This is a genomic window from Corynebacterium vitaeruminis DSM 20294 (genome assembly GCF_000550805.1).
GTDB lineage: Bacteria > Actinomycetota > Actinomycetes > Mycobacteriales > Mycobacteriaceae > Corynebacterium > Corynebacterium vitaeruminis.
In genome coordinates, this window is the sequence record NZ_CP004353.1 from 1 (window position 1) to 25,403 (window position 25,403).

The 25,403-nt window shown below is 61.8% G+C and carries 20 protein-coding genes, 2 tRNA genes and 1 pseudogene; 17 read left to right on the plus strand and 6 right to left on the minus strand.

Annotation, left to right across the window (positions count from 1 at the left end):
* From dnaA to B843_RS00050, 11 genes and pseudogenes are all read left to right on the plus strand, one after another.
* On the plus strand, positions 1–1,674 hold the full coding sequence (gene dnaA, locus B843_RS00005) for a chromosomal replication initiator protein DnaA (protein ID WP_025251476.1): 1,674 nt from the start codon (positions 1–3) through the stop codon (positions 1,672–1,674).
* Between the two features lie 631 nt (positions 1,675–2,305).
* Positions 2,306–3,493 carry a DNA polymerase III subunit beta gene (dnaN, locus tag B843_RS00010; RefSeq protein WP_025251477.1) on the plus strand — a complete coding sequence of 396 codons (1,188 nt, stop codon included), beginning with the start codon at positions 2,306–2,308 and terminating at the stop codon, positions 3,491–3,493.
* Between the two features lie 16 nt (positions 3,494–3,509).
* Entirely contained in the window at positions 3,510–4,718 is a 1,209-nt protein-coding gene (gene recF, locus B843_RS00015) for a DNA replication/repair protein RecF (RefSeq protein ID WP_025251478.1), read from the plus strand.
* Entirely contained in the window at positions 4,715–5,278 is a 564-nt protein-coding gene (locus B843_RS00020) for a DciA family protein (RefSeq protein ID WP_025251479.1), read from the plus strand. Before recF ends, B843_RS00020 begins: the two co-directional genes overlap by 4 nt.
* Before the next feature lie 158 nt (positions 5,279–5,436).
* The gene (gyrB, locus tag B843_RS00025) at positions 5,437–7,503 is read left to right on the plus strand and encodes a DNA topoisomerase (ATP-hydrolyzing) subunit B (RefSeq protein WP_034651279.1); all 2,067 of its coding nucleotides are present in this window, start codon (positions 5,437–5,439) and stop codon (positions 7,501–7,503) included.
* A 552-nt stretch (positions 7,504–8,055) separates the two neighbouring features.
* Positions 8,056–8,955 carry an ABC transporter permease gene (locus B843_RS00030; protein WP_034651276.1) on the plus strand — a complete coding sequence of 300 codons (900 nt, stop codon included), beginning with the start codon at positions 8,056–8,058 and terminating at the stop codon, positions 8,953–8,955.
* 70 nt (positions 8,956–9,025) lie between these two features.
* Entirely contained in the window at positions 9,026–10,081 is a 1,056-nt protein-coding gene (locus tag B843_RS00035) for a taurine ABC transporter substrate-binding protein (RefSeq protein ID WP_025251482.1), read from the plus strand.
* Positions 10,078–10,911 carry an ABC transporter ATP-binding protein gene (locus B843_RS00040; protein ID WP_025251483.1) on the plus strand — a complete coding sequence of 278 codons (834 nt, stop codon included), beginning with the start codon at positions 10,078–10,080 and terminating at the stop codon, positions 10,909–10,911. The genes B843_RS00035 and B843_RS00040 overlap by 4 nt, the downstream gene beginning before the upstream one ends.
* A gap of 240 nt (positions 10,912–11,151) precedes the next feature.
* Positions 11,152–12,537: pseudogene (locus tag B843_RS14050) on the plus strand (LLM class flavin-dependent oxidoreductase); the annotation flags it as partial.
* A 48-nt stretch (positions 12,538–12,585) separates the two neighbouring features.
* Positions 12,586–13,794, plus strand: a complete 1,209-nt coding sequence (locus tag B843_RS14055; protein WP_404825238.1) for an acyl-CoA dehydrogenase family protein — start codon at positions 12,586–12,588, stop codon at positions 13,792–13,794.
* 92 nt (positions 13,795–13,886) lie between these two features.
* Positions 13,887–15,071, plus strand: a complete 1,185-nt coding sequence (locus B843_RS00050) for an LLM class flavin-dependent oxidoreductase (protein WP_025251485.1) — start codon at positions 13,887–13,889, stop codon at positions 15,069–15,071.
* Between the two features lie 153 nt (positions 15,072–15,224).
* On the opposite strand, the gene B843_RS00055 is transcribed toward B843_RS00050, so the two are convergent.
* Positions 15,225–16,370, minus strand: a complete 1,146-nt coding sequence (locus B843_RS00055; protein WP_025251486.1) for an ROK family transcriptional regulator — start codon at positions 16,368–16,370, stop codon at positions 15,225–15,227.
* Positions 16,371–16,542: 172 nt separating this feature from the next.
* Between B843_RS00055 and B843_RS00060 the strand changes: the two genes are divergently transcribed.
* Complete coding sequence (locus tag B843_RS00060) at positions 16,543–17,073, plus strand: flavin reductase family protein (RefSeq protein WP_025251487.1); 531 nt, start codon at positions 16,543–16,545, stop codon at positions 17,071–17,073.
* Between the two features lie 84 nt (positions 17,074–17,157).
* On the opposite strand, the gene B843_RS00065 is transcribed toward B843_RS00060, so the two are convergent.
* From B843_RS00065 to B843_RS00075, 3 genes are all read right to left on the minus strand, one after another.
* A complete protein-coding gene (locus B843_RS00065; protein WP_025251488.1) occupies positions 17,158–17,595 on the minus strand; it encodes a DUF6918 family protein in 438 nt (145 codons plus the stop codon).
* 527 nt (positions 17,596–18,122) lie between these two features.
* Positions 18,123–18,401: a hypothetical protein gene (locus B843_RS00070; protein WP_025251489.1), complete on the minus strand. Its 279-nt coding sequence runs from the start codon at positions 18,399–18,401 to the stop codon at positions 18,123–18,125.
* Positions 18,398–18,610 (minus strand): hypothetical protein, encoded by a 213-nt coding sequence (locus tag B843_RS00075; RefSeq protein WP_025251490.1) that lies wholly within the window; start codon positions 18,608–18,610, stop codon positions 18,398–18,400. The genes B843_RS00070 and B843_RS00075 overlap by 4 nt, the downstream gene beginning before the upstream one ends.
* A gap of 161 nt (positions 18,611–18,771) precedes the next feature.
* On the opposite strand from B843_RS00075, the gene gyrA reads away from it, so the two are divergent.
* Both gyrA and B843_RS00085 read left to right on the plus strand, forming a co-directional pair.
* Positions 18,772–21,339 (plus strand): DNA gyrase subunit A, encoded by a 2,568-nt coding sequence (gene gyrA / locus B843_RS00080; protein WP_025251491.1) that lies wholly within the window; start codon positions 18,772–18,774, stop codon positions 21,337–21,339.
* A gap of 2 nt (positions 21,340–21,341) precedes the next feature.
* Complete coding sequence (locus B843_RS00085; RefSeq protein WP_025251492.1) at positions 21,342–21,695, plus strand: DUF3566 domain-containing protein; 354 nt, start codon at positions 21,342–21,344, stop codon at positions 21,693–21,695.
* A 59-nt stretch (positions 21,696–21,754) separates the two neighbouring features.
* On the opposite strand, the gene B843_RS00090 is transcribed toward B843_RS00085, so the two are convergent.
* Positions 21,755–22,930: a globin domain-containing protein gene (locus B843_RS00090; RefSeq protein WP_025251493.1), complete on the minus strand. Its 1,176-nt coding sequence runs from the start codon at positions 22,928–22,930 to the stop codon at positions 21,755–21,757.
* A gap of 248 nt (positions 22,931–23,178) precedes the next feature.
* Here B843_RS00090 and B843_RS00095 point away from each other — a divergent pair.
* From B843_RS00095 to B843_RS00105, 3 genes are all read left to right on the plus strand, one after another.
* Positions 23,179–23,252 (plus strand) — tRNA-Ile (locus B843_RS00095).
* A 10-nt stretch (positions 23,253–23,262) separates the two neighbouring features.
* Positions 23,263–23,335, plus strand: a tRNA-Ala gene (locus B843_RS00100).
* A gap of 227 nt (positions 23,336–23,562) precedes the next feature.
* On the plus strand, positions 23,563–24,705 hold the full coding sequence (locus tag B843_RS00105; protein ID WP_038595066.1) for an MFS transporter: 1,143 nt from the start codon (positions 23,563–23,565) through the stop codon (positions 24,703–24,705).
* On the opposite strand, the gene B843_RS00110 is transcribed toward B843_RS00105, so the two are convergent.
* A complete protein-coding gene (locus tag B843_RS00110) occupies positions 24,702–25,184 on the minus strand; it encodes an SRPBCC domain-containing protein (RefSeq protein WP_025251495.1) in 483 nt (160 codons plus the stop codon). The genes B843_RS00105 and B843_RS00110 overlap by 4 nt on opposite strands.
* Positions 25,185–25,403: the final 219 nt, after the last annotated feature.

The following is a 25,403-nucleotide window of genomic DNA, read 5'->3' on the forward strand; positions in this document are numbered from 1 at the left end:
GTGTCGGATTCCCAAGCGCCCCTCCACGAGACGTGGCGAAAAGTCGTCGAAGAACTTTTTGTTCTTACGTCGACTCCGGACAGCGGGCTGCAGCCCTTGGGCCCCCAGCAGCGGGCCTACCTGCAGCTTGTGAAGCCGGTCGCGCTCGTTGAGGGCGTCGCTGTCCTGGCGGTCCCCCACGCCAAGGCCAAGGAGATCATCGAGACCGAGCTCGGAACCGCAATCACTCAGGTCCTCGGGATGAAGATGGGCCGCGCCTTCGCGCTCGCGGTCACCATCGATCCCAGCGTCAGCCCCGAGCCGGTGCCGGTTCCCGCCCACGTGCAGGCAAGCCCCGCCCCCCGCCAGGAGGCTCCGGTCGAGGAACCGCGGGCGGAATACCGATTCGAGGAACCGCATACCGCGGGCAACAACCCCTTTTACGGCGAGCAGTCCCATGTGACCACGGCCGATAGCCTGCGCCATCAGGTTGCTCCCGAGTTCCAGATGTCGGGGCCTGAATTGACTCCCACGACGGCGACGCTGGCCCCGCAGGAAGCTGCTTCGGCGGGATGGGAAACCACCCACGCCCCGGCTGCACCCGCCGACTCGGGGTTCAAGCGCAACCCGCAGGCCGCCCCCAAGCACGCAGGCGAGCAGCCGGTCTCGCTCAACCCCCTGCACACCTTCGACAACTACGTCGTCAGCGACTCGAACAAGCTTCCGGCCTCCGCTGCCATCGCTGTGGCAGAAAAGCCCGCGCGCGCGTACAACCCGCTGTTCATCTGGGGTGACTCCGGGCTGGGCAAGACCCACCTCATGCACGCCATCGGCAACTACGCGCACCAGCTGCACCCGCGCCTGAAGATCAAGTACGTCTCGAGCGAGGAATTCACCAACGACTACATCAACTCCGTGCGCGACGACCGCCAGGAGTCCTTCAAGCGGCGCTACCGCGAGGTGGACATCCTCATGGTCGACGACATCCAGTTCCTCCAGGGCAAGGAGGGAACCCAGGAGGAGTTCTTCCACACCTTTAACGCCCTTGAGCAGGGCGGGAAGCAGATCGTGCTCAGCTCCGACCGCCCGCCGAAGCAGCTGACCACCCTCGAGGATCGCCTGCGCACCCGCTTCCAGGCGGGCCTCATCGCGGACATCTACCCGCCGGACCTGGAGACGCGCATCGCGATCCTGTCGAAGAAGTCCCGCGCCGACGGCATCGAGACCGACCGCGAGGTCCTCGAGCTCATCGCCAGCCGCTTCGACTCCTCGATCCGCGAGCTGGAAGGCGCCTTCATCCGTGTGTCCGCCTACGCCTCGGTGAACAAGCTCGAGCTCAACCGCGAGACCGCCGAGATCGCTCTGCGCTCGATCAGCCCGGATCAGTCCAACATCGAGATCACCCCGGAGACGATCATCGAGGTCACGGCCGATTACTTCCAGATCCGCGCCCAGGACCTCAAGGGGACGACCAAGACACGCAACATCGCGCACGCCCGCCAGATCGCCATGTACCTGTGCCGCGAACTGACCGAGTTGTCGCTGCCCAAGATCGGCGAGAGCTTCGGCGGCAAGGATCACACCACGGTCATGTACGCCGACCGGAAGATCCGCAAGGACATCGGGGAGAAGCGGGACACCTACAACGAGATCCAGCAGATCACCAACCAGATCAAGGGACAGGGCAACTCCTAGGCCCGAGACGTTGAAATAACAATCCTCTTGCAAGGTGGAAGCCGCCGCGCCGTAAGGTGCGGCGGCTTTGTTATTTTCCCTCCAATATGGCGCGCGAACTGGGGATTGTGGACAACAGGGGAGTAGTCCACAAAGTTATTCACAGCTGTGTAATTACAAACTTGTAATTCGGTGATCCTTGCCACTTTCGGTGAAAAACCCACGAAGAAAACGCCCTGTGGATAACTCCCGAAAAAGTGTGCATCATGCCCCTATGCTTTGGGGATGGGTTGTGGAGAAATCCGCCAGCCCCGTTTTTCTCCACAGGAAGCCCAAGTTATCCACAGGTTACGCACACCCGGATCCACACGAGGAAAAATTGTAATTATCCAAGTCAACGCGACGATTCCGCGCTTATCCACAGAGTGCACAGGACCTACTGTTGTTACCATCATTTAATTACAAAATTTCTTAATAGAAATAGGGGGCTGGGGATGAACGAGGATCAAGCCACGAGCAGCGCAGCTGCGAGGCCGCCCCAAATGACAAAAATCTGCACCATGAAGTTTCTTCCTTAGGCAAAGGCAGGTACGTTAGGTCTTGTAATTTCAGGAAGTTGTCGAAGCTGTTTTCAAGGAGCCGGACTTTGAGCATGGACGCAGTAGGGGTGTCATTCCAGGTCGCAAAAGATGACCTGGCCAGCGCAGTGGCGTGGGTGGCACGCAACCTTTCCTCCAAGCCCACTCAGCCCGTCCTGCGAGCCATGCTCATCACCGCGGACGACGAGGGCCTCGAGTTCGCTGGCTTCGACTACGAGGTATCTTCCAAGGTCAGGGTGCCTGCCGAGGTCAAGCAGCCGGGACGCATCGCCGTCGCGGGCAAGCTGATCGCCGACATCACCGCCACGCTTCCCAACAAGCCGGTCGACGTCTTCGTCGAGGGTTCCACCGTGCAGCTGGTGTGCGGCACCTCCCGCTTCGAGCTGCCGTCGATCCCGCTCGATGACTACCCGCCGCTCCCGGCGCTGCCCGCGGTCACCGGTGCGATCAACCCCGCGCTGTTCCAGGGGGCCGTCACCCAGGTCGCCGCAGCGGCCGGCAAGGACGACGCGCTGCCCATGCTCACCGGCGTGTTCATGGAGATCAATGGCGAAGAGGTCACGCTCACGGCCACCGACCGCTTCCGCCTCGCGCTGCGCCGCTTCAACTGGACTCCGGTCACCCCGGACGCCCAGGCCAAGCTGCTCATTCCGGCCAAGAACCTGCTCGAAAACGCCCGCACGCTGGAGACAAACTCCACGGAGCCGGTGGAGATCGCGGTCGGCACCGGCGAGAGCATCGGCGAGGAGGGCCTGTTTGGCATTCACGTCGACTCGCGCCAGACCACCACCCGCATGCTCGACGCCGATTTCCCCAACGTCAACCCGCTCCTTCCCAAGCAGCACAAGTCGATGGCCAGCGTCGAGATCAGCCCGCTTCTCGACGCCATTCGGCGCGTGTCCCTCGTCGCAGAGCGCAACGCGCAGATCCGCATGACCTTCAGCCGCAACGAGCTCACGCTCTCCGCGGGCGGCAACGATGCAGGTCACGCCGAGGAGTCCATCCCCTGCGCGTTCACCTCGGACGAGCCACTGCTCATCGCCTTCAACCCGGCCTTCCTGCGCGATGGCCTCAACGTCATCCGCACCGATCGCGTGGTCTTCGGCTTCACCGAGGCCTCCCGACCCGCGATTTTGATCCCCGAGCCGGAGGCCCTCCCCGAGGCCGACGCAGACGGCATGTTCCCGACCCCGGAGACGGACTTCACCTACCTGCTCATGCCGGTCCGCCTGCCGGGCTAAGCAGAAGGGGGCGAACGTGTACATCCGTGAGCTCGTCCTCCGGGGCTTTCGTTCGTGGCCCGAACTCGAGATCGAACTTGCTCCCGGCGTGACGGTGTTCGTCGGGCGCAACGGCTTCGGCAAGACGAACATCGTCGAGGCCATCGGGTACGTCGCACACCTGGGATCTCACCGTGTGTCCCAGGATGCGCCGCTGGTCAGGCAGGGTGCCAGCACCGCGCGGGTCTCCGCGACCGCCGTCAACCAGGGCCGCGAGCTGACCGCGCACCTGCTCATCAAGGCCCAGGGCGCCAACCAGGCGCAGATCAACCGCACCCGGCTGAACTCCCCGCGGGAGCTCCTCGGCGTGGTGCGCACCGTGTTGTTCTCCCCGGAGGACCTAGCGCTGGTGCGCGGCGAGCCGGAGCAGCGCCGCCGCTTCCTCGATCACATCCTCGCCACGCGCTACCCGCGCATCGCCGGGGTCAAGGCCGACTACGACAAGGTCCTTCGCCAGCGAAACTCCCTGCTCAAGACGGCCGGCTCCTCCCTGCGGAAGGGCTATTCCGGCGGCGAGGACGCCGAGGGGGCGCTGGCAACCCTGGACGTGTGGGACGGCCAGCTCGCCCACTTCGGCGCCCAGCTCATCGCGGCGCGCCTGCAGCTAGTCGCCGAGCTCAACCCGCTGGTCCACGACTCCTACGCGCGCATCGCGCCCGAGTCGAGGCCCGCGTCGATCGCCTACCGCAGCACGGTGGGCATCGAAGAGGCCGTCGACCAGGACTCACCGGTGGAGGTCGGAGTCCTCGAGGCGCTCATGCTCGCCGAGCTCGGGCACGTGCGCAAGCGCGAGATCGAGCGCGGCATGAGCCTCGTCGGCCCCCACCGCGACGACCTCGACGTCTTGTTGGGTAACTACCCGGCCAAGGGCTTCGCCAGCCACGGGGAGACGTGGTCGATGGCGCTCGCGCTGCGGCTGGCGGAGTTTCACCTGCTCAAGCAGGACGGCACGGACCCCATCCTCATCCTGGACGACGTCTTCGCCGAGCTGGATGCGCGCCGGCGGGAGAAGCTGGTGGACATCGCCAGCGAGGCCGAGCAGGTGCTCATCACGGCGGCCGTCGACGGCGACCTGCCGGACAACCTCGAAAACGCTGTGGTCCACCGCCACACCGTCACGGTGAAGGACACCGACGAGGGACGCATTTCGCTTCTCGACGCCGAAGGAGAGGAGCAGCCCTCGTGAGCGAACCCACCAAGGACGACAGCCCCGATCCCATCGCCTCGGCGTTCGCCAACCTGCGCAAAGAGGCGGTCAAGCGCAACGGCCGGGTGCCAGACCTCAGCCACCAGATCCCGCGTCGCAAGCCCGACTCAGGGTCGAGGGGGAAGGGTATCCTGCGGCAAAAGGGCATGCCCACCGGCAAGGATGGCCGCAGGCTGCCGCGCCGCGACACCATGGAGGGCATCGGCTCGGTGCTCAACACGGAGATCAAAAAACGCGGCTGGCGCAAGGAGATCGCGGGCGGCTGGGTCATCTCCCACTGGGCTGACTTGGTCGGCGAGCGCATCGCCTCGCACACGAGGGTGGAGATGGTCAAGGACAAGGCCGTCTTCATCACCTGCGACTCCACGGCGTGGGCGACGAACCTGCGCATGATGCAGCGCCAGATCCTGCAGTCGATCGCCGAGCAGGTGGGCGCGGATGTCATCGCGGAGCTGAAGATCTTCGGGCCCAAGGCTCCGAGCTGGCGGCACGGGCCGCTCCACGTCAAGGGCCGCGGCCCGAGGGACACCTACGGATAGGATTTTCGGCGGCCGCCATTGGCCGTCGGCAAGCGAAATGCGCGAAAACGCGCTGAGACGGCCCTTACACGCGGACAGCCAAGGCGCAAGTAGGGGGCTAGGCAGTGTAGAATAGAACGGTCTAAGAGGTTTTTCTACGCAAGGGAGTGCAAGGTCACGTGGCAAACGCTGAACACGCGAATGGGCAACACGAATACGACGCCTCATCGATCACGATTCTCGAGGGCCTAGAAGCCGTTCGTAAGCGCCCTGGCATGTACATCGGCTCCACCGGCGAGCGCGGCCTGCACCACCTGGTCTGGGAGGTCGTCGACAACTCGGTGGACGAGGCCATGGCGGGCTACGCCACGCAGGTGGACGTCACCCTGCTCGCTGACGGCGGCGTCGAGGTCGTCGACAACGGCCGCGGCATCCCGGTGGAGATGCACCCGTCCGGCCAGCCGACCGTCCAGGTGGTCATGACCCAGCTGCACGCCGGCGGCAAGTTCGACTCGGATTCCTACGCGGTCTCCGGCGGCCTGCACGGCGTGGGCATCTCCGTGGTCAACGCCTTGTCCACGCACATGGAGACCGAGGTCAAGCGCGACGGGTTCCTGTGGCGCCAGGACTTCACCAACGCCGTCCCCGCCGAGCTCAAGCAGGTCAAGAAGGCCCGCGGCACCGGCACCAAGCAGCGCTTCTGGCCGGACCCGGAGATTTTCGAGACCACCGTGTTCGACTTCGACACCGTGGCCAAGCGCCTGCAGGAGATGGCCTTCCTCAACAAGGGCCTGACCATCACGCTGACCGATCAGCGCGCCACCGAGGAAGAGATCGAGATCGAGGCCATCGCCGAGGCTGGTGACGTGGCCGAGTCCGCCTCCCTCGACGAGGTCGATTCCCAGGTCGACGCCGCCGAGGAGGAGTCCTCCGCCAAGGGCAAGAAGAAGGAAAAGAAGAAGACCTTCTTCTACCCGAACGGCCTCGAGGATTACGTCGCGCACCTCAACAAGTCCAAGACCCCGATCCACCCGTCGATCATCGGCTTCGACGCCAAGGGCGACGATCACGAGGTCGAGGTGGCCATGCAGTGGAACTCCGGCTACTCCCAGAGCGTGCACACCTTCGCCAACACGATCAACACCTTCGAGGGCGGCACCCACGAGGAGGGCTTCCGCGCGGCGCTGACCTCGCTCATGAATCGCTACGCCCGCGAGCACAAGCTGCTCAAGGACAAGGAGGCCAACCTCACCGGCGACGACTGCCGCGAGGGCCTGGCCGCGGTCATCTCCGTCAAGGTCGGCGACCCGCAGTTCGAGGGCCAGACCAAGACCAAGCTGGGAAACACCGAGGTCAAGGGCTTCGTCCAGCGCATGGTCAACGAGCACGTCACCGACTGGTTCGACGCCAACCCTGCCGAGGCCAAGACGATCGTGAACAAGGCCGTCTCCTCCGCGCACGCCCGCGTGGCCGCGCGCAAGGCCCGCGACCTGGTCCGACGCAAGTCCGCCACCGACCTGGGCGGCCTGCCCGGCAAGCTCGCCGACTGCCGCTCCAAGGACCCGGTGCGCTCCGAGCTCTACATCGTGGAGGGCGACTCCGCAGGCGGCTCGGCGAAGGCCGGCCGTGACTCCATGTACCAGGCGATCCTCCCGCTGCGCGGCAAGATCCTCAACGTGGAGAAGGCACGTCTGGACAAGGTGCTCAAGAACAACGAGGTCCAGGCGATCATCACCGCGCTCGGCACCGGCATCCACGACGAGTTCGACATCAACAAGCTGCGCTACCACAAGATCGTGCTCATGGCCGACGCCGACGTCGATGGCCAGCACATCGCGACGCTGCTGCTCACGCTGCTGTTCCGCTTCATGCCGAAGCTCATCGAGGAGGGCCACGTCTACCTCGCCCAGCCGCCGCTGTACAAGCTCAAGTGGCAGGGCAAGGGCGAGCCGGGCTTCGCCTACTCCGACGACGAGCGCGACCGGAAGCTCGAGGAGGGCCTGGCCGCCGGCCGCAAGATCAACAAGGACGACGGCATCCAGCGCTACAAGGGCCTGGGCGAGATGAACGCCTCCGAGCTGTGGGAGACCACGCTCGACCCGAACGTGCGCACCCTGCGCCGCGTGGACATCCACGACGCCCAGCGCGCCGACGAGCTGTTCTCCATCCTCATGGGCGATGACGTGGCTGCCCGCCGCTCGTTCATCACCCGCAAGGCGAAGGACGTTCGTTTCCTCGACGTTTAATGAAGAGCCAATGCAAGGGCCGAGACCGTATGGTCTCGGCCCTTCTCCTTTGTTGAGGACTATTCCGGGAGAGCACACATTACTCAAAAGAAACTTCCATAATTGCGCGCCCGATGAGCGCACCATGCCCATAGCCGGTAGTCGGTGATTGCTGGTTACGGGCATTGCCGTGTTCTGAATGGAATCCTTCAGGAAATCGGCGGGGATGTTCGGTGGGCTCGTGTTGGCAGTGGTTAATAGACAGATTTGTTCAAAATGTGAGATATTGGCCAGTTGTCCAATTATATTTTTGCAGGTTGCCGCCTTAATTTCTGGATGAAGGAAACGCTGGAAGATATTTAGACCGAGTGGTCTAATAGGGGTGCGTCTAGAGCGAAAGGACGCAGTGCGGGGCAGCTCGGGAATGAGGGGCACTACTTACCACTAGGTACTCGTGCCGTGGAGGCGGTGTTAACTCTCACGCCCGACCACGTCCCAGAGCGCTCTTGGGGCAAAAATCTGCCTGTACCTAAAACTCACAGAACGAAACCTGAAAGACGGTGGATCTTTCCAATGACAATTCAACTTGAAGCGCCCGTATCAGATCGGGGCGCGGAGTCGCTAGGAAACACTGAATTAGAACGAGTGCCTAATAGGAAGCAATCGCGCAGATCAAAAGTGCCGAAGCGGGCAATTCAGCTGGCTAGTTTCCTCATTTTGCTCACGGTGTGGTGGCTGATCACATCGTTGAGTGGCGTAGATCCGGTTGTCCTGCCTTCGCCGGGTGCTGTCCTAGAACAGCTCATCTTCACCAATACCTGCAGCATGCCAACTGGAGTTCCGGGCCGCACAGAATGCGGCGTCCAAGGTTATTACCTGTGGCAGCATCTATTTGCCACGCTCCAGCGCATCGGCGTTGGCGTGGTTGCCGGATCCGTCGTCGGCATAGCGCTGGGGTGGATACTGGGGCGGTCAACGTCGGCGCGATCGATAATTGAGCCCTACCTCAGTTTCCTACGGGCGCTTCCGCCGCTGGGCTACATTGGCCTGCTCATTGTATGGTTCGGCATCGGAGATCAGTCGAAGATTGTCTTGCTCTTCCTTGCCGTATTTCCCACCGTGACCGTGTCGACGCTGTCTGGCATTGTTGCGATCAAACGAGACTGGATCCGAGCAGCCAAGACGCTTGGCGCGAGTGAATTACAGATCCTCCGCCGAGTCATCATCCCCGCTGCTTTGCCGCAAATTATCAACGGTATCCGACTGGGTACGGGAATGGCCTGGGCCGCGATTGTGGCGGCTGAGATGAACGATGGAATCCCCGGCATCGGCGGCTTGGCCTATATCTCTGGAACGCAGCTAGATACCTCTTTGACCATTGCCTGCATTATCGTCATCGGTCTTACGGCTTTGACCATTGACCAGCTGCTTCTTCGTTTCGAACGGCGCTTCACCCCGTGGGTGGGCAAGTAGCAAGCGAACGCACCTTTAGCGGCCGCGCAATATCACTCCACGGAAACCTCTCAACAACACAAGGAACCTCATGTCCATTACAAGAAAGTACAAGAAGCTGATTGGAACCCTCGGGATTCTCACGCTCAGCACGTCGTTGACCGCCTGTGTCGGGAAAGCTGCCACACAAACTCAGGCAGGAAACGCCGTCTGCCCCGTGACCGTCAATGAGTCGGAAGGCAGCGTCCGGATCGCCTATTTGGGGTGGCCAGGACCGGACCTCTACACCTACGATCAGGGCCTCCTAGGTGCCTGCCTACCGAATGTGAAGGCAGAGTGGACGAGGTACCCAACCGGCCAAGACATCATTCAGGGATTTGCCGCCAAGTCGGTTGATCTTGGCGGATTGGGTTCGACCCCTACGGCGAAGGCGTTGAGTGATCCTCTCAACCTTGATGTCGTGGTCCCTCGCGTGAACGCGGTAATCGGGGAGACGGAAGCCTTGGTTGCCAAAAATGTCACTTCAGTGGAAGAACTGAAGGGGAAGAAAATTGCGGTTCCCTTCTCTTCGACTTCCCACTACAGCCTGCTTAAAGTCCTTGAGTCCGCCGGTTTGGACCCGAAGAAAGATGTAACAATCACCAACATCTCCCCAGACAAACTACCGGCTGCCTGGGCATCCGATGAGATTGAGGCGGCCTATGTGTGGGATCCCACCCTGCAGGTCCTCAAGGATAGTGGACGGGTCTTGGTTACCTCGGAGGAAGTTGCGAAACTCGGCGCACCAACCTTCAACGTGTCATTGGCCGATCGTACTTGGGCACAGAAGAATTCTTCGATTCTCAATACGTGGCTCGAATTGCAAGATTGGGTGACTGAGAAGGGGGCCGTAGGCGATGAAGACTACATTCAGGCAAATGCCGCGCAGTCTGGCATGAAGCTCGAGGATGCAACGCGACAGATCAAGGGGCAGAAGTATGTCACCAAGGAGGAACAAGCCGACGAATTATTGACGGTTGGGAAGGCTCTGTACAGCACAGCTGGGTTCCTCGTGGATCAAGGTGAGATCCCCGCCGTTCACGAAGAGACGCACTACATTGGCGCGGTGACTGAGTACGGATACTACGCACAAGGTGAGAAGCAATGATCAGTATCCATCACATTTCAAAGACGTTCGTCACGGATGCCGGAACGGAAGTCAAAGCACTCGGCGACATTGACCTCGAGATTACTAATGGAGAGATCCTCTCCGTCGTCGGGCCATCCGGGTGCGGAAAATCAACCCTCCTCAAGCTCATTGCGGGGTTCGAGACACCGACCGCCGGTGTCATCCTCGGGTCGGAGGGGCAAGAACTAACGGTTCCGGGAGTGGATCGGGGGGTTGTGTTTCAACAACCTACCCTCTTTCCTTGGCTGAATGTTCGCCGCAACGTAGAATTCGCCGGCACTGTGCGCGGTAGGAAGGAGTCTCAGTCCATCAAGGCTGCGGCCAACGAGCTGATTGGGCTTGTCGGTTTGGGGGCGGCTGCGCGACGGTTCCCTCACGAGCTGTCGGGCGGCATGCAGCAGCGCGCCCAAATTGCCCGTGTGTTGGCCACCAGTCCCGAGGTGGTGTTGATGGATGAGCCCTTCGGTGCATTAGACCCGTTCACGAGGGAGCACCTCCAAGCGGAGCTACTGCGGGCGTGGCATCGCTACCGCCCCACAATTGTCCTGATCACGCACTCAGTGGAAGAGGCGCTCTTGGTCTCCGATCGCGTCGTGGTCATGGCGCCAAACCCAGGGCGGATTCTTCGAGATTTCGAGGTGCCACAGAAGATCCGTGCCAGCTTGCTCGATGAGGAGGTCGTCGATGATCGCGAGCGCCTGCGGGCACGCTTGCGCGAGCACTCGGCACATCCGACGTTGGTAGAGCTGCGGCATGTCGTCAAAGAGGCGATTGCTCACGCTCACAGCGGGCCGGAGCTTGCTGCCTAGGCGGGTTACGCCGAGAGAAAACCATGGCAATAGCCGTCGTCGGCGCGCTGGATCCCACAGTGTGCTCGCGGCGGCTTTTTGCTTGTCGACGCCTACGGCTGGGTGACATTCGGGCAAACAAGTGGCGTTATTTTCGGGGTGAATGCATCCGTTGTATAGGGCGCTTGGTCTGAATAATCTAGACCATGCGGTTCACATTTTGAGCAAGCATAAACCCACGTAGGAAAGGCAATCTAGAAAATGACAGATCCCAATCGAAAGATCCTCTTTAACGCATTCGACATGAACTGCGTAGTGCATCAGTCACCAGGCCTGTGGCGCCACCCCGATGACCACGCACGAGACTACAACACCATCGATTATTGGGTGAATCTAGCTAAGACGCTGGAGCGCGGCCTGTTCGACGGCCTGTTCATCGCGGATGTCTTGGGAACCTATGACGTCTACGGATCCAGCAACGAGGCGGCCTTGACCACAGGTGCCCAAGTGCCGGTCAACGACCCGATCCTGCTGGTGTCCGCGATGGCGCAGGCTACGGAGAACCTAGGTTTCGGCATTACCGCTGGCACTGCCTACGAACACCCGTACCCCTTCGCCCGCAGGCTCGCTACTCTCGATCACCTCACCCAAGGTCGGGCGGGCTGGAACGTGGTCACTGGCTACTTGCCGTCGGCGGCGCAGAACATGGGGGAGAAGGACCAGCTCCCACACGACGAGCGCTACGACCGTGCGGATGAATACCTCGAGGTGGTCTACAAGCTCCTCGAAGGCTCGTGGGAGGACGACGCCGTGGTCAACGACCGCGAGACAGGTATCTTCAGTGACCCAACAAAGGTCCACTCCATCAATCATCACGGGAAATACTTCGACGTGCCCGGCATTGCTATCACTGAGCCGAGCGTGCAGCGTACCCCGGTCATCTATCAGGCTGGCGCCTCCAGCCGCGGAAAGCGATTCGCTGGCGAGCATGCCGAGGCCGTCTTCGTGAAGGCGAATAGCCCGGAGAAACTCAAAGAGGTCGTCGCCGATATCCGTGCTGAGGCCGCCGCCGCCGGCCGTGATCCGGAAGACATCAAGGTTTTCGCGATGCTCACCATCATCACCGGTGCAACAGAGGAAGAAGCGCAGTCGAAATACGAGGATTACCAGCAATACACTGACGTGCTTGGCGGACTTACCCTGATGAGCGGCTGGTCGGGAGCGGACCTGTCCACCTTCGAGCTCGACGAGCAGATCCGAGACATCAAGTCGAATGCCATCCAGTCCATCGCCAATACCTTGACCAGCGAGTATGGGGATGCTCCCACCGTGCGCGAGCTAGGCGAACGAACCGGGATCGGCGGATTCGGCCCGATCCTCGTCGGATCCGGCAAGGAGGTAGCTCGCCAGCTTGTCGAGCTCCAAGACCTCACCGACATTGATGGTTTCAACCTCGCATACGCAATCACCCCGGGCACCTTTGAAGATATCGTCGAATTTGTCGTGCCGGAACTTCAGGCTTTGGGCAGGTACAAGACCTCCTATGCCCCGGGCACGCTGCGGAACAAGCTCTTCGGCAAGGGAGATCGACTACCGAGCGACCACCGCGGTTCTCGTTACCGCGTTGGCGGGGATCTGTCGACTATCGGCGCTGCGTGGACGCCATCACAAGAAGTACCGGAAATTGAGGAGATTCTGGAAAACCTACGTCCCGTGTTCGAGGAGATTGCTGCCACGGCGGCAGCTCGCGAAGCAGATAGGAATTTCGACCGTAGGCTCGTCGACAAGCTCAAGCGGGCAGGATTTACCCGACTGCGAGCGCCGGTCGAGTACGGCGGGTACGGATTGAACCTGGAGGACACTTTTCGCGCTTACGTCGAGCTGGCGGCGGCTGACTCAAACCTCGCGCAAGGATTGCGTCCGCACTTTCTGGCGGTGGAATCGCTGCTGTCGGCGAAGGACGAGGGAATCAAACGCCGCTGGTTGACCCGCGTGGGTGCGGGTGAGATCGCCATCGGGAATGCTCTCACGGAAGTCGGGAACAAGCCGGGAGAAATCACAACGACGCTTAGCCCAGGTGCGGATGGATTTTTCCTCCTCAACGGTACGAAATTCTATTCCACTGGAAGCCTATACGCCGATGCGATCTTCGTGCGGGCGCGGATCGCTGGGACAGGCGAGGACGTCTTCCTATTTGTTGATCGAAACGCTCCAGGGGTCGGACTTTTCGACGATTGGGATGGGTTTGGCCAGAAGCTGTCTGCCTCGGGGACAACGGTCTTTAACCAAGTCATCGTGCCCGAAGAAGACATACTTCACCGCGATTACACCGCTCCCGGGGTAACCCAGGCTTTTGCCCAAGCGCATCACCTAGCAACCCTGGCTGGCATTGGCACCGCGATTGAACGAGACATCACGAACTATGTTCGCGAACGCGCCCGTATCTTCAGTCATGGTGCAGGAACCATCCCGCGAGAGGATCCCCAGGTCCAGCAGGTCGTGGGTGAAGTGTCCGCGAAGGCCTATGCGGCCCGCACAGTGCTGGAAGGATTCCTCCGCAACCTCGATGCGGCATTAGTTCGCCTAGAGGGGATTCCGGAAAGCAAGGAAGGAGAATTCCGCGAGGCAATCTATGCGAGCATCGAGCTGGAGGCCTTCCGCGCTCAGCTCACCATCGCACCAGCCGTGCTCGATGCTGCCAATCACGCCTTCGAAGTGGGAGGAGCCTCGGCCACGCTAAAAACGACGGCGCTCGATCGACACTGGCGCAACGCGCGCGTCCTAGCCAACCATAACCCCCTCATCTACCGTGCTCGGCTCGTGGGCGAAGACGTCCTCAACGGCGGACACCAGGCAATTCAGTACACCATCGGTTCGAGCGAGAAGGTGGGTGCGAGCGCGTAGCAAAACCACACTGATCTGATCCGCACCCGGGGAAGCCAGCTATGGCCCCCGCATCCGCTGAACAACACTTCTCAAACAGAAAGGAAAGAAACATGACTTCGAACAGCCGCGATCTCACACTGCATTGGTTCCTCCCGACCTACGGGGATTCCCGAGGTATTACCTCCGGCGGGCATGGCGCTGGCTTTCACCACGGATCCCGGGAGGTGGATCTCGACTACCTCACCCAGATTGCCCTAGCAGCAGAGCACAACGGTTTCGAATCCGTCCTAACGCCTACGGGCCTGTGGTGCGAGGATGCCTGGATTACCACCTCGGCGCTGATCGCGCGTACTTCTCGACTGAAATTCCTTGTGGCCACTCGCCCAGGACAGGTCAGCCCGACGATCATCGCTCAGCAGGCGGCGGCATTCCAGAAATTCTCGAATAATCGGCTGTTCATCAACATCGTCGTCGGCGGCGAGGACCACGAGCAGCGCGCCTTTGCGGACTATTCCACCAAGGAGGAGCGCTATCTGACCTCGGCTGAAGCCCTGACGATTCTCGATCATCTGTGGAATGATCCACAGCCGTACTCCTTCGAGGGCAAGTTCCTCCGGATTGAGAACGCACAGCTTAAACAGCTCCCAGAGGTGTCACCGGCGATCTTCTTCGGCGGCTCCTCCGATCTCGGAATTCAGGTGGCCTCGCGGCATTCAAACGTGTATCTGACTTGGGGCGAGCCGGTGGCAAACGCGAAGGAAAAGATCGACCGTGTCCGCCGAGAAGCGGATAGCGTTGGTCGGGAACTGGAGTACGGCATTCGCCTGCACATCATCGCGCGTCCCACGGATGAGGAAGCATGGGATGTGGCGCAGCGGTTGCTTGATGGGATTGACCCGGCAGAGGTGGAGAAGATCCAGGCGGGTCTCGCGCGCTCACAGTCGGAGGGGCAGCGCCGCATGACCGAGCTTCACCACCAAGGCGCGGGTTTTAGCTCCGGTCAGAGCGCACGAGTGCTCGAAATTGAGGACAATTTGTGGGCTGGAGTCGGACTCGTGCGCGGTGGTGCCGGTACGGCTCTGGTGGGCTCGTACGAGTCGGTCGCGGCCGCGATCAAGCGCTACTACGACGTCGGGTTTACCCACTTTGTCCTCTCGGGTTACCCGCACCTCGAGGAAACCTACTATGTCGGCGAGGGAGTGGTGCCAGCGCTGCAGAAACTGGGGATTTCTGTTTCCAACCACCAAGACGCTTCGAACGCCGCGTCCCCACAGACCCCGTTTCTCGCAGGTTGATCGCTGAGCAAGGGTGTTGCTTGTCGACGGCCAAAGGCATCGACGCCACTTTGCTTCCTCGTGACCGCAGGGTTTCTCGCGAAGGGCCGCGCCGATCATTATCGATCGACGCGGCCCGATTTTCGTGAAGACTGCTGGGGACTGGGAGGATTCCTAGGAGAAGAGCAAGGGGTCATTACGGAAGCGGCTGAGCGCAACCTGGCTCGCCGCCCGTTGCAAAATGTTGCGTCCAGCATTGTGAATGCGCAGTTGCGCGCCGGGATGAGCCGTGTGTCTTACTCGGGAAACGGTAACGCGCAGGGTATCCGGGTCGAGCGTAAAAGCCTCACCGGCAAAAACAACAACCTCGGGGTCGACGAATTCGACCGCTGCGGCGACGGCGTCCCCTAGTGCCTCGGCGCGGGCCCGGAAAAGTTCTTTGATGGGGGTGCAGTGCTGCGAATGCCGGACAAGGTCGGCGAAGGAAGACGTGCGCAAGCCCTGCGCCGTGGCTTCATCGATGATGCCAGAAACACTCAGTGGTGAGGCGTGCGAGGGGGTCTCAGGCCGGTAGATCGAGGGAGCCTTGCCGGAATGAGGGCGATGAACCACGCCGTTGAAAATCCAAGCATGATTCACTATTTCCCGAGCGTAGAAGTACAGAGTGGAGGGCAACAGAGGAGCCTCCCGACGGTCTGCCGCAAGCGGCGTATCGCTGATCTCTGCCCCGGCCATCGCCAACACGCCTGTTGAGACAGAAACCGAACGATTGAAGATTTCCGATAGGAGGGAGCAGACGTTGATGTCGTGCCAGCCATATTCGGAGGAATCGACGAATCCGTGGTGGTTTACGTGGGAGGAAAATGCTATTCCAACGTCCACCGGCTGGGGCAGCCCGACAGATAAACGCTCTAGTTCGTGAGATACCGTGCGAAGATGGTCCTCTGGTGCCAGCTTCTTCGTGGCAAGGGGAAGCCTCCTCTGTCTGATAATTCGTCCGCCAACGTCGCAGACGACGATCTCGGTGCTAGAGACGCCGACGTGTGCTCCCCACGCAGTCAGGTGTCCTCCATCGATCCCCAGCGTGATACGCGGGCGACCTGTACGAGACTCCTCTTGGTTCGCAGCGGACACCTCTTCGACGAGGCCAGCCTCCATAAGCGAAGCGACGTGTCTAGTGATGCTGGCTTGTGAGTATCCCAGCTGTCTCTGTAGGAGGGTGCGGTCGGAAGCGGTGGTCCTAATCTGATGGAAAACCCGTGCGACGGGAGTATCCGGAAAGGAAAAATAGACTGGTTTGTTCATGATGCTTGTAGTCATGAACCATTAGTGTAGACAGATTGGTGCACAATTCCATCGCCCGGAAGAATTATTTGTATAAATGCCAGCTACCTCGGCAAATAACAATTACATTCTGAATGAAAATAATGCCAAATTTTCACTTTGGAAGAAATGATCGACAAATGAATAGACAACATTGTCTAATAAGGGCATGAGTACAGCACTGAAGAATCATCTAAGTAGAGCCTCCTTTGAGGCTAAGGTCGAAAAGGCTTCGCTTCGCGAAACTCTCCGTCGTGTGCCCACTCCCATCACCTTCGTTGCAGCCGTCGTGGATGGGCGCCCAGTGGGGATGGTGGTTGGCTCTTTCGTTGGAATCAGTATTGAGCCTGCGCTGGTGGGCTTTTATACCCAGCATTGCTCGGGTACCTGGCCAGCACTCAAGAAGCACCTCGACAGAGGAGGAGAGATTGGAGTTTCCGTGCTCGGGATCAACTTCCACGGGGATGTGTATTCGCTCGCCGGCCCGCAAGAGAAGCGTTTTGATCGCAACTGGAATCTGGCAGGCGACGAAGCGATCATTCTCGACGGCGCGGACAGCTTCATCGTTGGTCGTGCCGATCTTATTGCAGAGGCTGGCGATCATGACTATGTGCAGCTAAGTGTTGAGAGGTCCTTTGTTGGTCTGAATGACTCCCAAGCACTTGTGTTTCATGATTCTCGGATTGGTCTCGTTACCTAGAGCGCCACGGTGGTCGCTCAGATCGAGAATAGAGAAGAGCCCAGCACCTGCCGAAGGTGCTGGGCTGCGTGTTTTTTCGTTGGCTTAGCCCATGTGCTTGGCGATGACCGCGCCGAGCTCCGGCAGCGCCGGCTCGATGAAGTTGGCGGCCTTGCCGCGGATCGCCTTGTAGGCCTTGACGAGCGCTGGGACGTTGATCTTCTCGGAGGCGTTGTCGGCGACGGTCATGATGGCGGAGACGACCTCGTCCTTGTGCGCGACGAGGTAGGCGCCGAAGTCGGACTCGCCGCTGGCCTGGAAGCCCTGCCACTGCGGATCGAGGCTGCTGGCCAGCTCCGGCAGCAGGCGGTTGAGTCCCTTGGAGACGATGTCGGCGTCCATCTTCTTGGCCGCGCCGACCGCGCCCTTGAGCGCCATGCCGGAGATTCCGGACTGGCTGTCGACGGTGCGGTTGACGAGGTCGGTCAGGTCGGCGACGACGGCCTCGCGCGGGGTGCCGAGAAGATCGTTGAGAGAGCTCACGGTGGAAAGCCTTTCGGTGACGTAGGGGAAAGGCGGCCGGTGGCCGCCGCATTTTGTCCATATTAGCCGCGACCGGTTCAACGCGGTGCCCGTTCGCGGAGAGTTGTTTTCCTTTTTTGGAAGCAGTTCCTGTTCCTTATGGGAGGGCATCCTCCCCGCGCCGACCAGCGGCTGGACTCCACTTGGTCGGGTTATTCGAGCCGGGATGGCCTTGCATAATCTCATCGAAGAAAATTATTTCTAGGCGAGGCAAGAAAAATGCGATTCCTATAGTGGGTCATGCCAATCATTGGGCCATGAACAATAGGAACCGCTAACGTTGTCATTCTTCCGCCACAGGAAACTACTATTTCGGGCGTAGCGAAGAGCAACACAAGAAACACGAATTAACTGTAATCACAACAATCACAGATGTTACTTTACTTATTTCCTGCAAGGCAACCGAATGCGGGAAAGGGGAAGAAAAACTTTCTCTAAAAAGAGTGTCGCGCCAGCCAGCGCAAAAGTCAATGCGATATCCGCGCGAGTCAATAGGCGTTGAGGCCGAGGAGAACGCGGGCGACGATCGTCGCAAACTCATCGTTGTGGGCGCTGAGCGGTTTCAGTCGGGTGATGATGGAGGAGAGGTGTGCTGCCAGCGGTTCGGGGGTTTCGAAGACGGGGAACCCGTCGAAGCGCGGCGAGCTCGCGCCGGCGATGGCGCACAGCGCCGAGTAGTCGACCACCTCGCAAGGAAAGCGCTCGGCGAAGGCGTCCGCGATGGCGAGCACCTGCTCGGGGCTAAGCCCCCGCGGCGGCGCGCTCACCTGTGCGCCTTTGCTACGCGGGCCTTGGTCTCGGCCAGGTCGGTGATGGCGGAGGCGGCGAGGTCGCGCACTTCAGCGTCGGAAAGCGAACGCGAAGCGGCAGTAAGGATCGCACGGACTGCGGCCTCGTGCTTGCTCGTGGACTGCAGGCGGGCGAGGAGGGTGAGCGCGCGGTCCTGCTCGGCGGTGAGGCGAAGGGTCATGGCCATGTGCTCATGGTATCAGGGTGATACCATACTGGGCGCAGAGGGAGGCCTAGGGAGGGAATGAGGGGCAAAAACGGGTAGAATGGTGGGCGTCTGTGCACGCATGCGAGCACAATGATCCCAATCAGGCCGCCACAGCGGCGAAGAGAAGTTAAAGGTGACTTATGAGTGACGATCTCTTAGGAGATGGCTTCGATCGCGTGAACCCGATCGACCTGAACGAAGAGATGCAGACCAGCTACATCGACTACGCCATGTCGGTCATCGTTGGTCGTGCGCTGCCCGAGGTGCGCGATGGCCTGAAGCCGGTGCACCGCCGCATTCTCTACGCGATGTACGACTCCGGCTACCGTCCGGAGCGCGGCTACGTGAAGTCGGCCCGCCCGGTCTCGGACACCATGGGCCAGTTCCACCCGCACGGCGACTCGGCGATCTACGACACGTTGGTGCGTCTCGCGCAGGACTGGAACATGCGCTATCCGCTTGTCGACGGCCAAGGTAACTTCGGCTCCCGCGGCAACGATGGCCCCGCGGCCATGCGTTACACCGAGTGCCGCCTGACCCCGCTGGCGATGGAGATGGTCCGCGACATCCGCGAGAACACCGTGGACTTCTCGCCCAACTACGATGGCAAGACCCAGGAGCCCGACGTCCTGCCGTCGCGCGTGCCGAACCTGCTCATGAACGGCTCGAACGGCATCGCCGTGGGCATGGCCACCAACATCCCGCCGCACAACCTGGGCGAGCTGGCCGACGCCATCTACTGGCTGCTGGAGAACCCCGAGGCGGGCGACGCCGAGGCGCTCGAGGCCTGCATGGAATACGTCAAGGGCCCCGATTTCCCCACCGCCGGCCTCATCGTGGGCACGCAGGGCATCAAGGACGCCTACTCCACCGGCCGCGGATCGATCCGCATGCGCGGTGTCACCTCCATCGAGGAGGAGGGCAGCCGCCAGACCATCGTCATCACGGAGCTGCCGTACCAGGTCAACCCGGATAACCTCATCTCCAACATCGCGGAGCAGGTTCGCGACGGCAAGATGGCGGGCATCTCCAAGATCGAGGACGAGTCGTCTGACCGCGTGGGCATGCGCATCGTGGTCACCCTGAAGCGCGACGCGGTCCCGCGCGTGGTGCTCAACAACCTGTACAAGCACTCCCAGCTGCAGACCAACTTCGGCGCGAACATGCTCTCCATCGTCGACGGCGTGCCGCGCACCCTGCGCCTGGACCAGATGCTGCGCCTGTACGTCGACCACCAGGTCGAGGTCATCGTGCGCCGCACCCAGTACCGCCTGGACGAGGCCGAGAAGAAGGCCCACATCCTGCGCGGTCTGGTCAAGGCCCTCGACATGCTCGACGAGGTCATCGCGCTGATCCGTCGTTCGCCCACAGTCGAGACTGCCCGCACCGGCCTGATGGACCTGCTCGACGTCGACGAGATCCAGGCCAACGCCGTCCTCGAGATGCAGCTGCGCCGCCTGGCCGCCCTGGAGCGCCAGAAGATCATCGACCAGTTGGCCGAGATCGAGCTCGAGATCGCCGACCTCAAGGACATCCTGGCCAAACCGGAGCGCCAGCGCGCGATCGTCCGCGACGAGCTCAAGGAGATCGTGGAGAAGTACGGCGACGAGCGCCGCACCCAGATCGTCGCCGCCACCGGCGAGGTCACCGAGGAGGACCTCATCGCCCGCGAGAACGTCGTGGTCACGATCACCTCCACCGGCTACGCCAAGCGCACCAAGGTCGACGCCTACAAGTCGCAGAAGCGCGGCGGCAAGGGCGTGCGCGGCGCCGAGCTCAAGCAGGACGACATCGTCCGCCACTTCTTCGTCAGCTCCACCCACGACTGGATCCTGTTCTTCACCAACTTCGGTCGCGTCTACCGCCTCAAGGCCTACGAGCTGCCGGAGGCTTCGCGGACCGCGCGCGGCCAGCACGTGGCCAACCTTCTGGAGTTCCAGCCCGAGGAGCGCATCGCCCAGGTCATCCAGATCCAGAGCTACGAGGACGCCCCGTACCTGGTGCTCGCCACCGCCCAGGGGCGAGTGAAGAAGTCGCGCCTGTCCGATTACGAGTCGGCGCGCTCCGGCGGGCTCATCGCCATCAACCTCAACGAGGGCGACAAGCTCATCGGCGCCGCGCTGTGCTCCGACGAGGACGATCTCCTGCTCGTCTCCGAGGAGGGCCAGTCCATCCGCTTCACCGCCTCCGACGACCAGCTGCGCCCGATGGGACGCGCCACCGCGGGTGTCCGCGGCATGCGCTTCCGCGGCGATGACCAGCTGCTGTCCATGTGCGTGGTCCGCGAGGGCGGGTTCCTGCTCGTCGCCACCAGCGGCGGCTACGGCAAGCGCACCGCGATGGAGGAGTACTCCGCCCAGGGCCGCGGCGGCGTCGGCGTGGTCACCTTCAAGTACAACCCGAAACGCGGCAAGCTCATCGGCGCCCTCGCCGTGGACGATGACGACGAGATCTTCGCCATCACCTCCGCTGGCGGCGTCATCCGCACCGAGGTCAACCAGATCCGTCCGTCCTCGCGCGCTACGATGGGCGTACGCTTGGTCAACCTGGAGGACGGTGTCGAGCTGCTGGCCATCGATCGCAACGTCGAGGGCGAAGGCGAGGAAGAGGCCGAGGCAGTCGCCACCGGCCAGGCCGCGGGTCCTGCCGACAAAGCCAAGCAGCAGCAGTCCCTGCTGGATGACTCCACCACCGACGAGGAGGACTAAAGATGGCCAACCGTAAGGTAGCGATCCGCTACGTGTCGCCGCTCTCGGCGTTCAAGACCGCTCTGTCGCTGAGCCTCGTCGGGCTCGCGGCGTGGGTCATCTGCGTCGTCCTGCTGTACTTCGTCATGGGTGCGGCGGGCGTGTGGGACAACGTCAACGAGATCATCGGCGGCGTCGGCGGTAGCCAGGGGATTACCTTCGGGCTCGTGCTCTCGCTGGCCAGCCTTATCGGGGCCATAGGCGCCATCATCGTCTCCGTCCTGGCGCCGCTGACGGCGGTTGTCTACAACGCGATCGTCGACCTGTTCGGCGGGCTCGTCGTCTCGCTGAGCGACGACGGCGAATTGGTTGGATAGCACAAAGGACGCGAAAAAAGGGACGGGCCAAAAGGCTCGTCCCTTTCTTCTTTGGCGGGCTAAACCAGCCAGTCGTTCGGGCTGAACAGCTCGAAGTGGACCCGCGACTCGTCGACGCCTGCAGCGGTCAGCTGCTCGCGGACGTTCTTCAGGAAGCCGTTTCCGCCGCACAGGTAGATGTCGGCGTCCTCGGGCAGGCGACCTGAGACCTCGAGTCGATCCCCCTCGGAGCGGTAGAAGGACGAAAGCTGGGCGTCGGAAAGCTTATCGACGAGCAGCTGCGCCTCCTCGCGCTGGGCGTAGGACTCGGCGGAATCGTCGGCGTGAAGCACGGTGACCGGGCGGGTGGCGTTGACCTCTGCGAGGTGGCCCAGCATGCCCACCATCGGGGTGGAGCCGATGCCCTGGGAGATGAGCGCGACGGGGTGGTCGCCGTCGGAAAGAACCAGGTCGCCGGCGGCGATGGTGGTCTCGATCTGGTCGCCGACGGCGACGCGATCGCGCAGGAAGGTGGAGACCTCGCCGTCGATCTGCACGGCGATGCGGTAGGAGTTCTTATCGCCTGCGAGCAGCGAGTACTGGCGCAGCTGGCGGGCACCGTCGTCGAGCATGACGCCGACGGAGGTGTACTGGCCCGGCTTCGGGGCGACGAGCGCGCCGTCCTTGCTGGTGAGCTCGAACTCGTAGACGTTGTCGGACAGCTGCTTCTTGCTGGTCACAGTGACGTCGCGGAAGACGTCGCCGGCCTCGAGGTTGTTGGACTGGTAGAGGTCCGACTCGTAGTTCACCAACACGTCCGCCATGAGCCAGTAGACGGCGTCCCAGGCCTCGGCGACGTCAGGGGTGACCACGTCCGCGCCCAGGACCTCGACGATCGCGGCGAAGAGGTTGTCGTGGACGATCTGGTACTGGTCCTTGGTGATGCCCAGCGAGACGTGCTTGTGGCCGATGCGGGCGAGCATGGCCACCGGGTCCGGCGCCTCGGAGTCGACGAGCATGCTAGCGAAGCTGGCGATGGAGGCGGCCAGCGCCTTCTGCTGCTCGCCCTGCTTCTGGTTGCCGCGGTTGAAGGTGTCGGCGATGAGCTCCGGGTGAGCGGTAAACATCTTCTTGTAGAAGACCGGGGTGATCTCGTTGATCTTGCCGCCGACGAGCGGAAGCGTGGCCTTGATGGTGGCCTCGTGCTCGGGGCTCAGGTGAACCGCCTTGGTCTCTGGCTGGGAGGAAACGAACATTAGTGTCAGGCCTCTTCCTTCGTGAAGTGGGTGAAAACGTTTGAAGCGGATGAACTCTTCAACCGGCTGTTGGCCACTCTACACCATAAAACACGGATATTGCCGTTTTAATTGTTGGAGTTTCCTGACCGTCTCACCCGCGCATCGGGGAGGGCGAAAAACCGCTGGCGAGCGACGGTGAATATATGTGTCTACCAGCTGATTTGCTAATGTTCTCGGGTCTTGTGTAAAGTTCTATCTCGTTCCCAGGGCCTATAGCTCAGTCGGTTAGAGCGCATCGCTGATAACGATGAGGTCGCAAGTTCGATTCTTGCTAGGCCCACAGGAACGATGGGGCATTAGCTCAATTGGTAGAGCATCTGCTTTGCAAGCAGAAGGTCAGGAGTTCGATTCTCCTATGCTCCACAGCCCAAGATCCCGGACCGAATGGTCCGGGATTTTTCAATTTCTGCAGCTCACTGGCCATCCTGAGCTTGCGAGGCAAGGGGCCTCAGCCTGCGGAGGACCAAACCTGTTTCTTGGTTTAGTCTTGCTTGATCTCCCACGAGACTAACCGTGCCGATCCGGGGGTGAAAAGCGTGCGCTCAACGAACGTGCGTACCCACGGCGAAACTCGGCGCTAGGTTGTAAGCATGATTGACGTGACAACCTCCAAGATCGATCTTCGCCGAGCCGCCATCCATGCCGGCGGCTTCGTGGGGCCCTTCCTCGGTCAGTCGCTCGCGGTGATCCTGCCGGAGTTTGCCGCGTCCTACGGCATCACCCTTAATCAGGCAGCCTCGACGATCACCGCGTACATGATCCCGTTCGCTCTGGCCATGCTCGGCTCGACTCATCTTGTGCGCAATCTTTCACCGTCGAAGGTGGTTCTGCGCGCGTTCGTGATCATCTTCTTGGGTGCGCTGGTGCTCACGGTCGCGCCGTCGTGGTGGGTCTTCCTCGCCGCGTTCATGGTCATGGCCGTCTGCAACGCGTTTACCACGCCGGTGCTGCAGGTGCTCATCAAGCGCACCACCCCGGACGGCCAGTTGGGCAGGGAGCTGGGGACATTCGTCGCCATCCAGTCGCTCGGCGTGTTCAGCGCGCCGCTCATCGCCGGCGCCGCGGCGAAGTACTCCTGGCGGTTGACCTACCTGCTCGTGGCGGTGGTCTGCGCGTTCATCCTCATCGTCCGGCTGCCCGAGTGTCGGGCCGCCGAGACCACCGGTACCGGGGCCAAGCAGCGCTTCTCGCTGGCCCACACCAGCGTGCACATGGCCACCTGCCTGGCCATCGGCATGGGCGTTGCGGGCATGCCGTTCGCGGTCGCGCTGCTGGTCGGCGACCGGTTCGGCGCCGATTCCGTGGCCAAGGGCTTGGTGGTCATGTGCGGCGGACTCGCCGCGTTCTTGTTCTCCCGGGCGATTGGCACGTTCGCGGACCGGGCCGGGCACGCGAAGGTGCTGCTCATGGGCCTCGCCGAGAGCGCCTGCGGGCTGGCGGTGGTGCCGTTCGTGCCCGCCCTCGGGCTCGTGGGCGTGGTGTGGGGGCTCACGCTCATCGGCAGCCAGGCGGTCCAGGCGATGGTCACCGTCATCGTGCTGCGCAGCCCCGGTGGCACGAGCCTGCTCTCCTCGGTCCTCGCCTTCCGCTTCTTCGGCAGCGCGCTGGCGCCGATCCTCATGCTGCACGTCTACCAGCGCAGCGCGCAGGCGGCCTTCCTCATCCCCGCGGTGATCCTCCTCCTCGTTTTCACCGCCGAGGGCGTTATCGCCCGCAGGAAGGTATTGGCCTAGGAAAGTTCCAGGTAGGACTTCAGCGAGCTCAAGATCATCGACCATCCCTCGGTGACACCTTGGAGCATGACGGACTCGTCCGAGTCGAAGCCGTCGTGCACGAGCTGGAGGCGAGCCCCCGTCAGGCCGTCGGAAAGCGGCGAAATGGTAAAGGTGACCTTGCTGCGCTCCGGCAGCGCCGCCTCGAACGCCTCGTCGGAGTCGAAGAGGTAGCGGTGCATTTCCTGGATCGGGTGCCACGTGTACTGCAGGATCTCGCCGGGGACCGCCTTGAGTACGATCTGGTCCATGTCGTCGAACTCGTCGTCCGGCATGGACTTCCAGAACACCTTGTCGCCCGGGACCCACGTGGACTTCGGGCCGGTTCCCTGCAGGTAGACGTCCATGTCGGAGCGTTGCGTGAGCGCCTCGTAGACGCGCTGGCAGGTGACGGATTCGCCGTAAATATAGGTGATGTAGTTGAACTGTGGGGCGCGCATCGAGGCTCCTTCGGTTTGCTGGGCTGTCGCGCGGCGGCACCGTGCGAAACTGTGAGGCCCAGCATAGGCGCAGCGGCCGACACCCGCCGCGCGGCGATGTGCAGGATGGCAGGGCCCAAAGGGGGCGAAATCTAGGGGTGGGCAGATAGTTCTCCGCGGGGCTTGTGCCCGCTAGGGTAGTGGGTGGAAAAGTTCCGCTCTGTGAGGAAGGCCTGACAA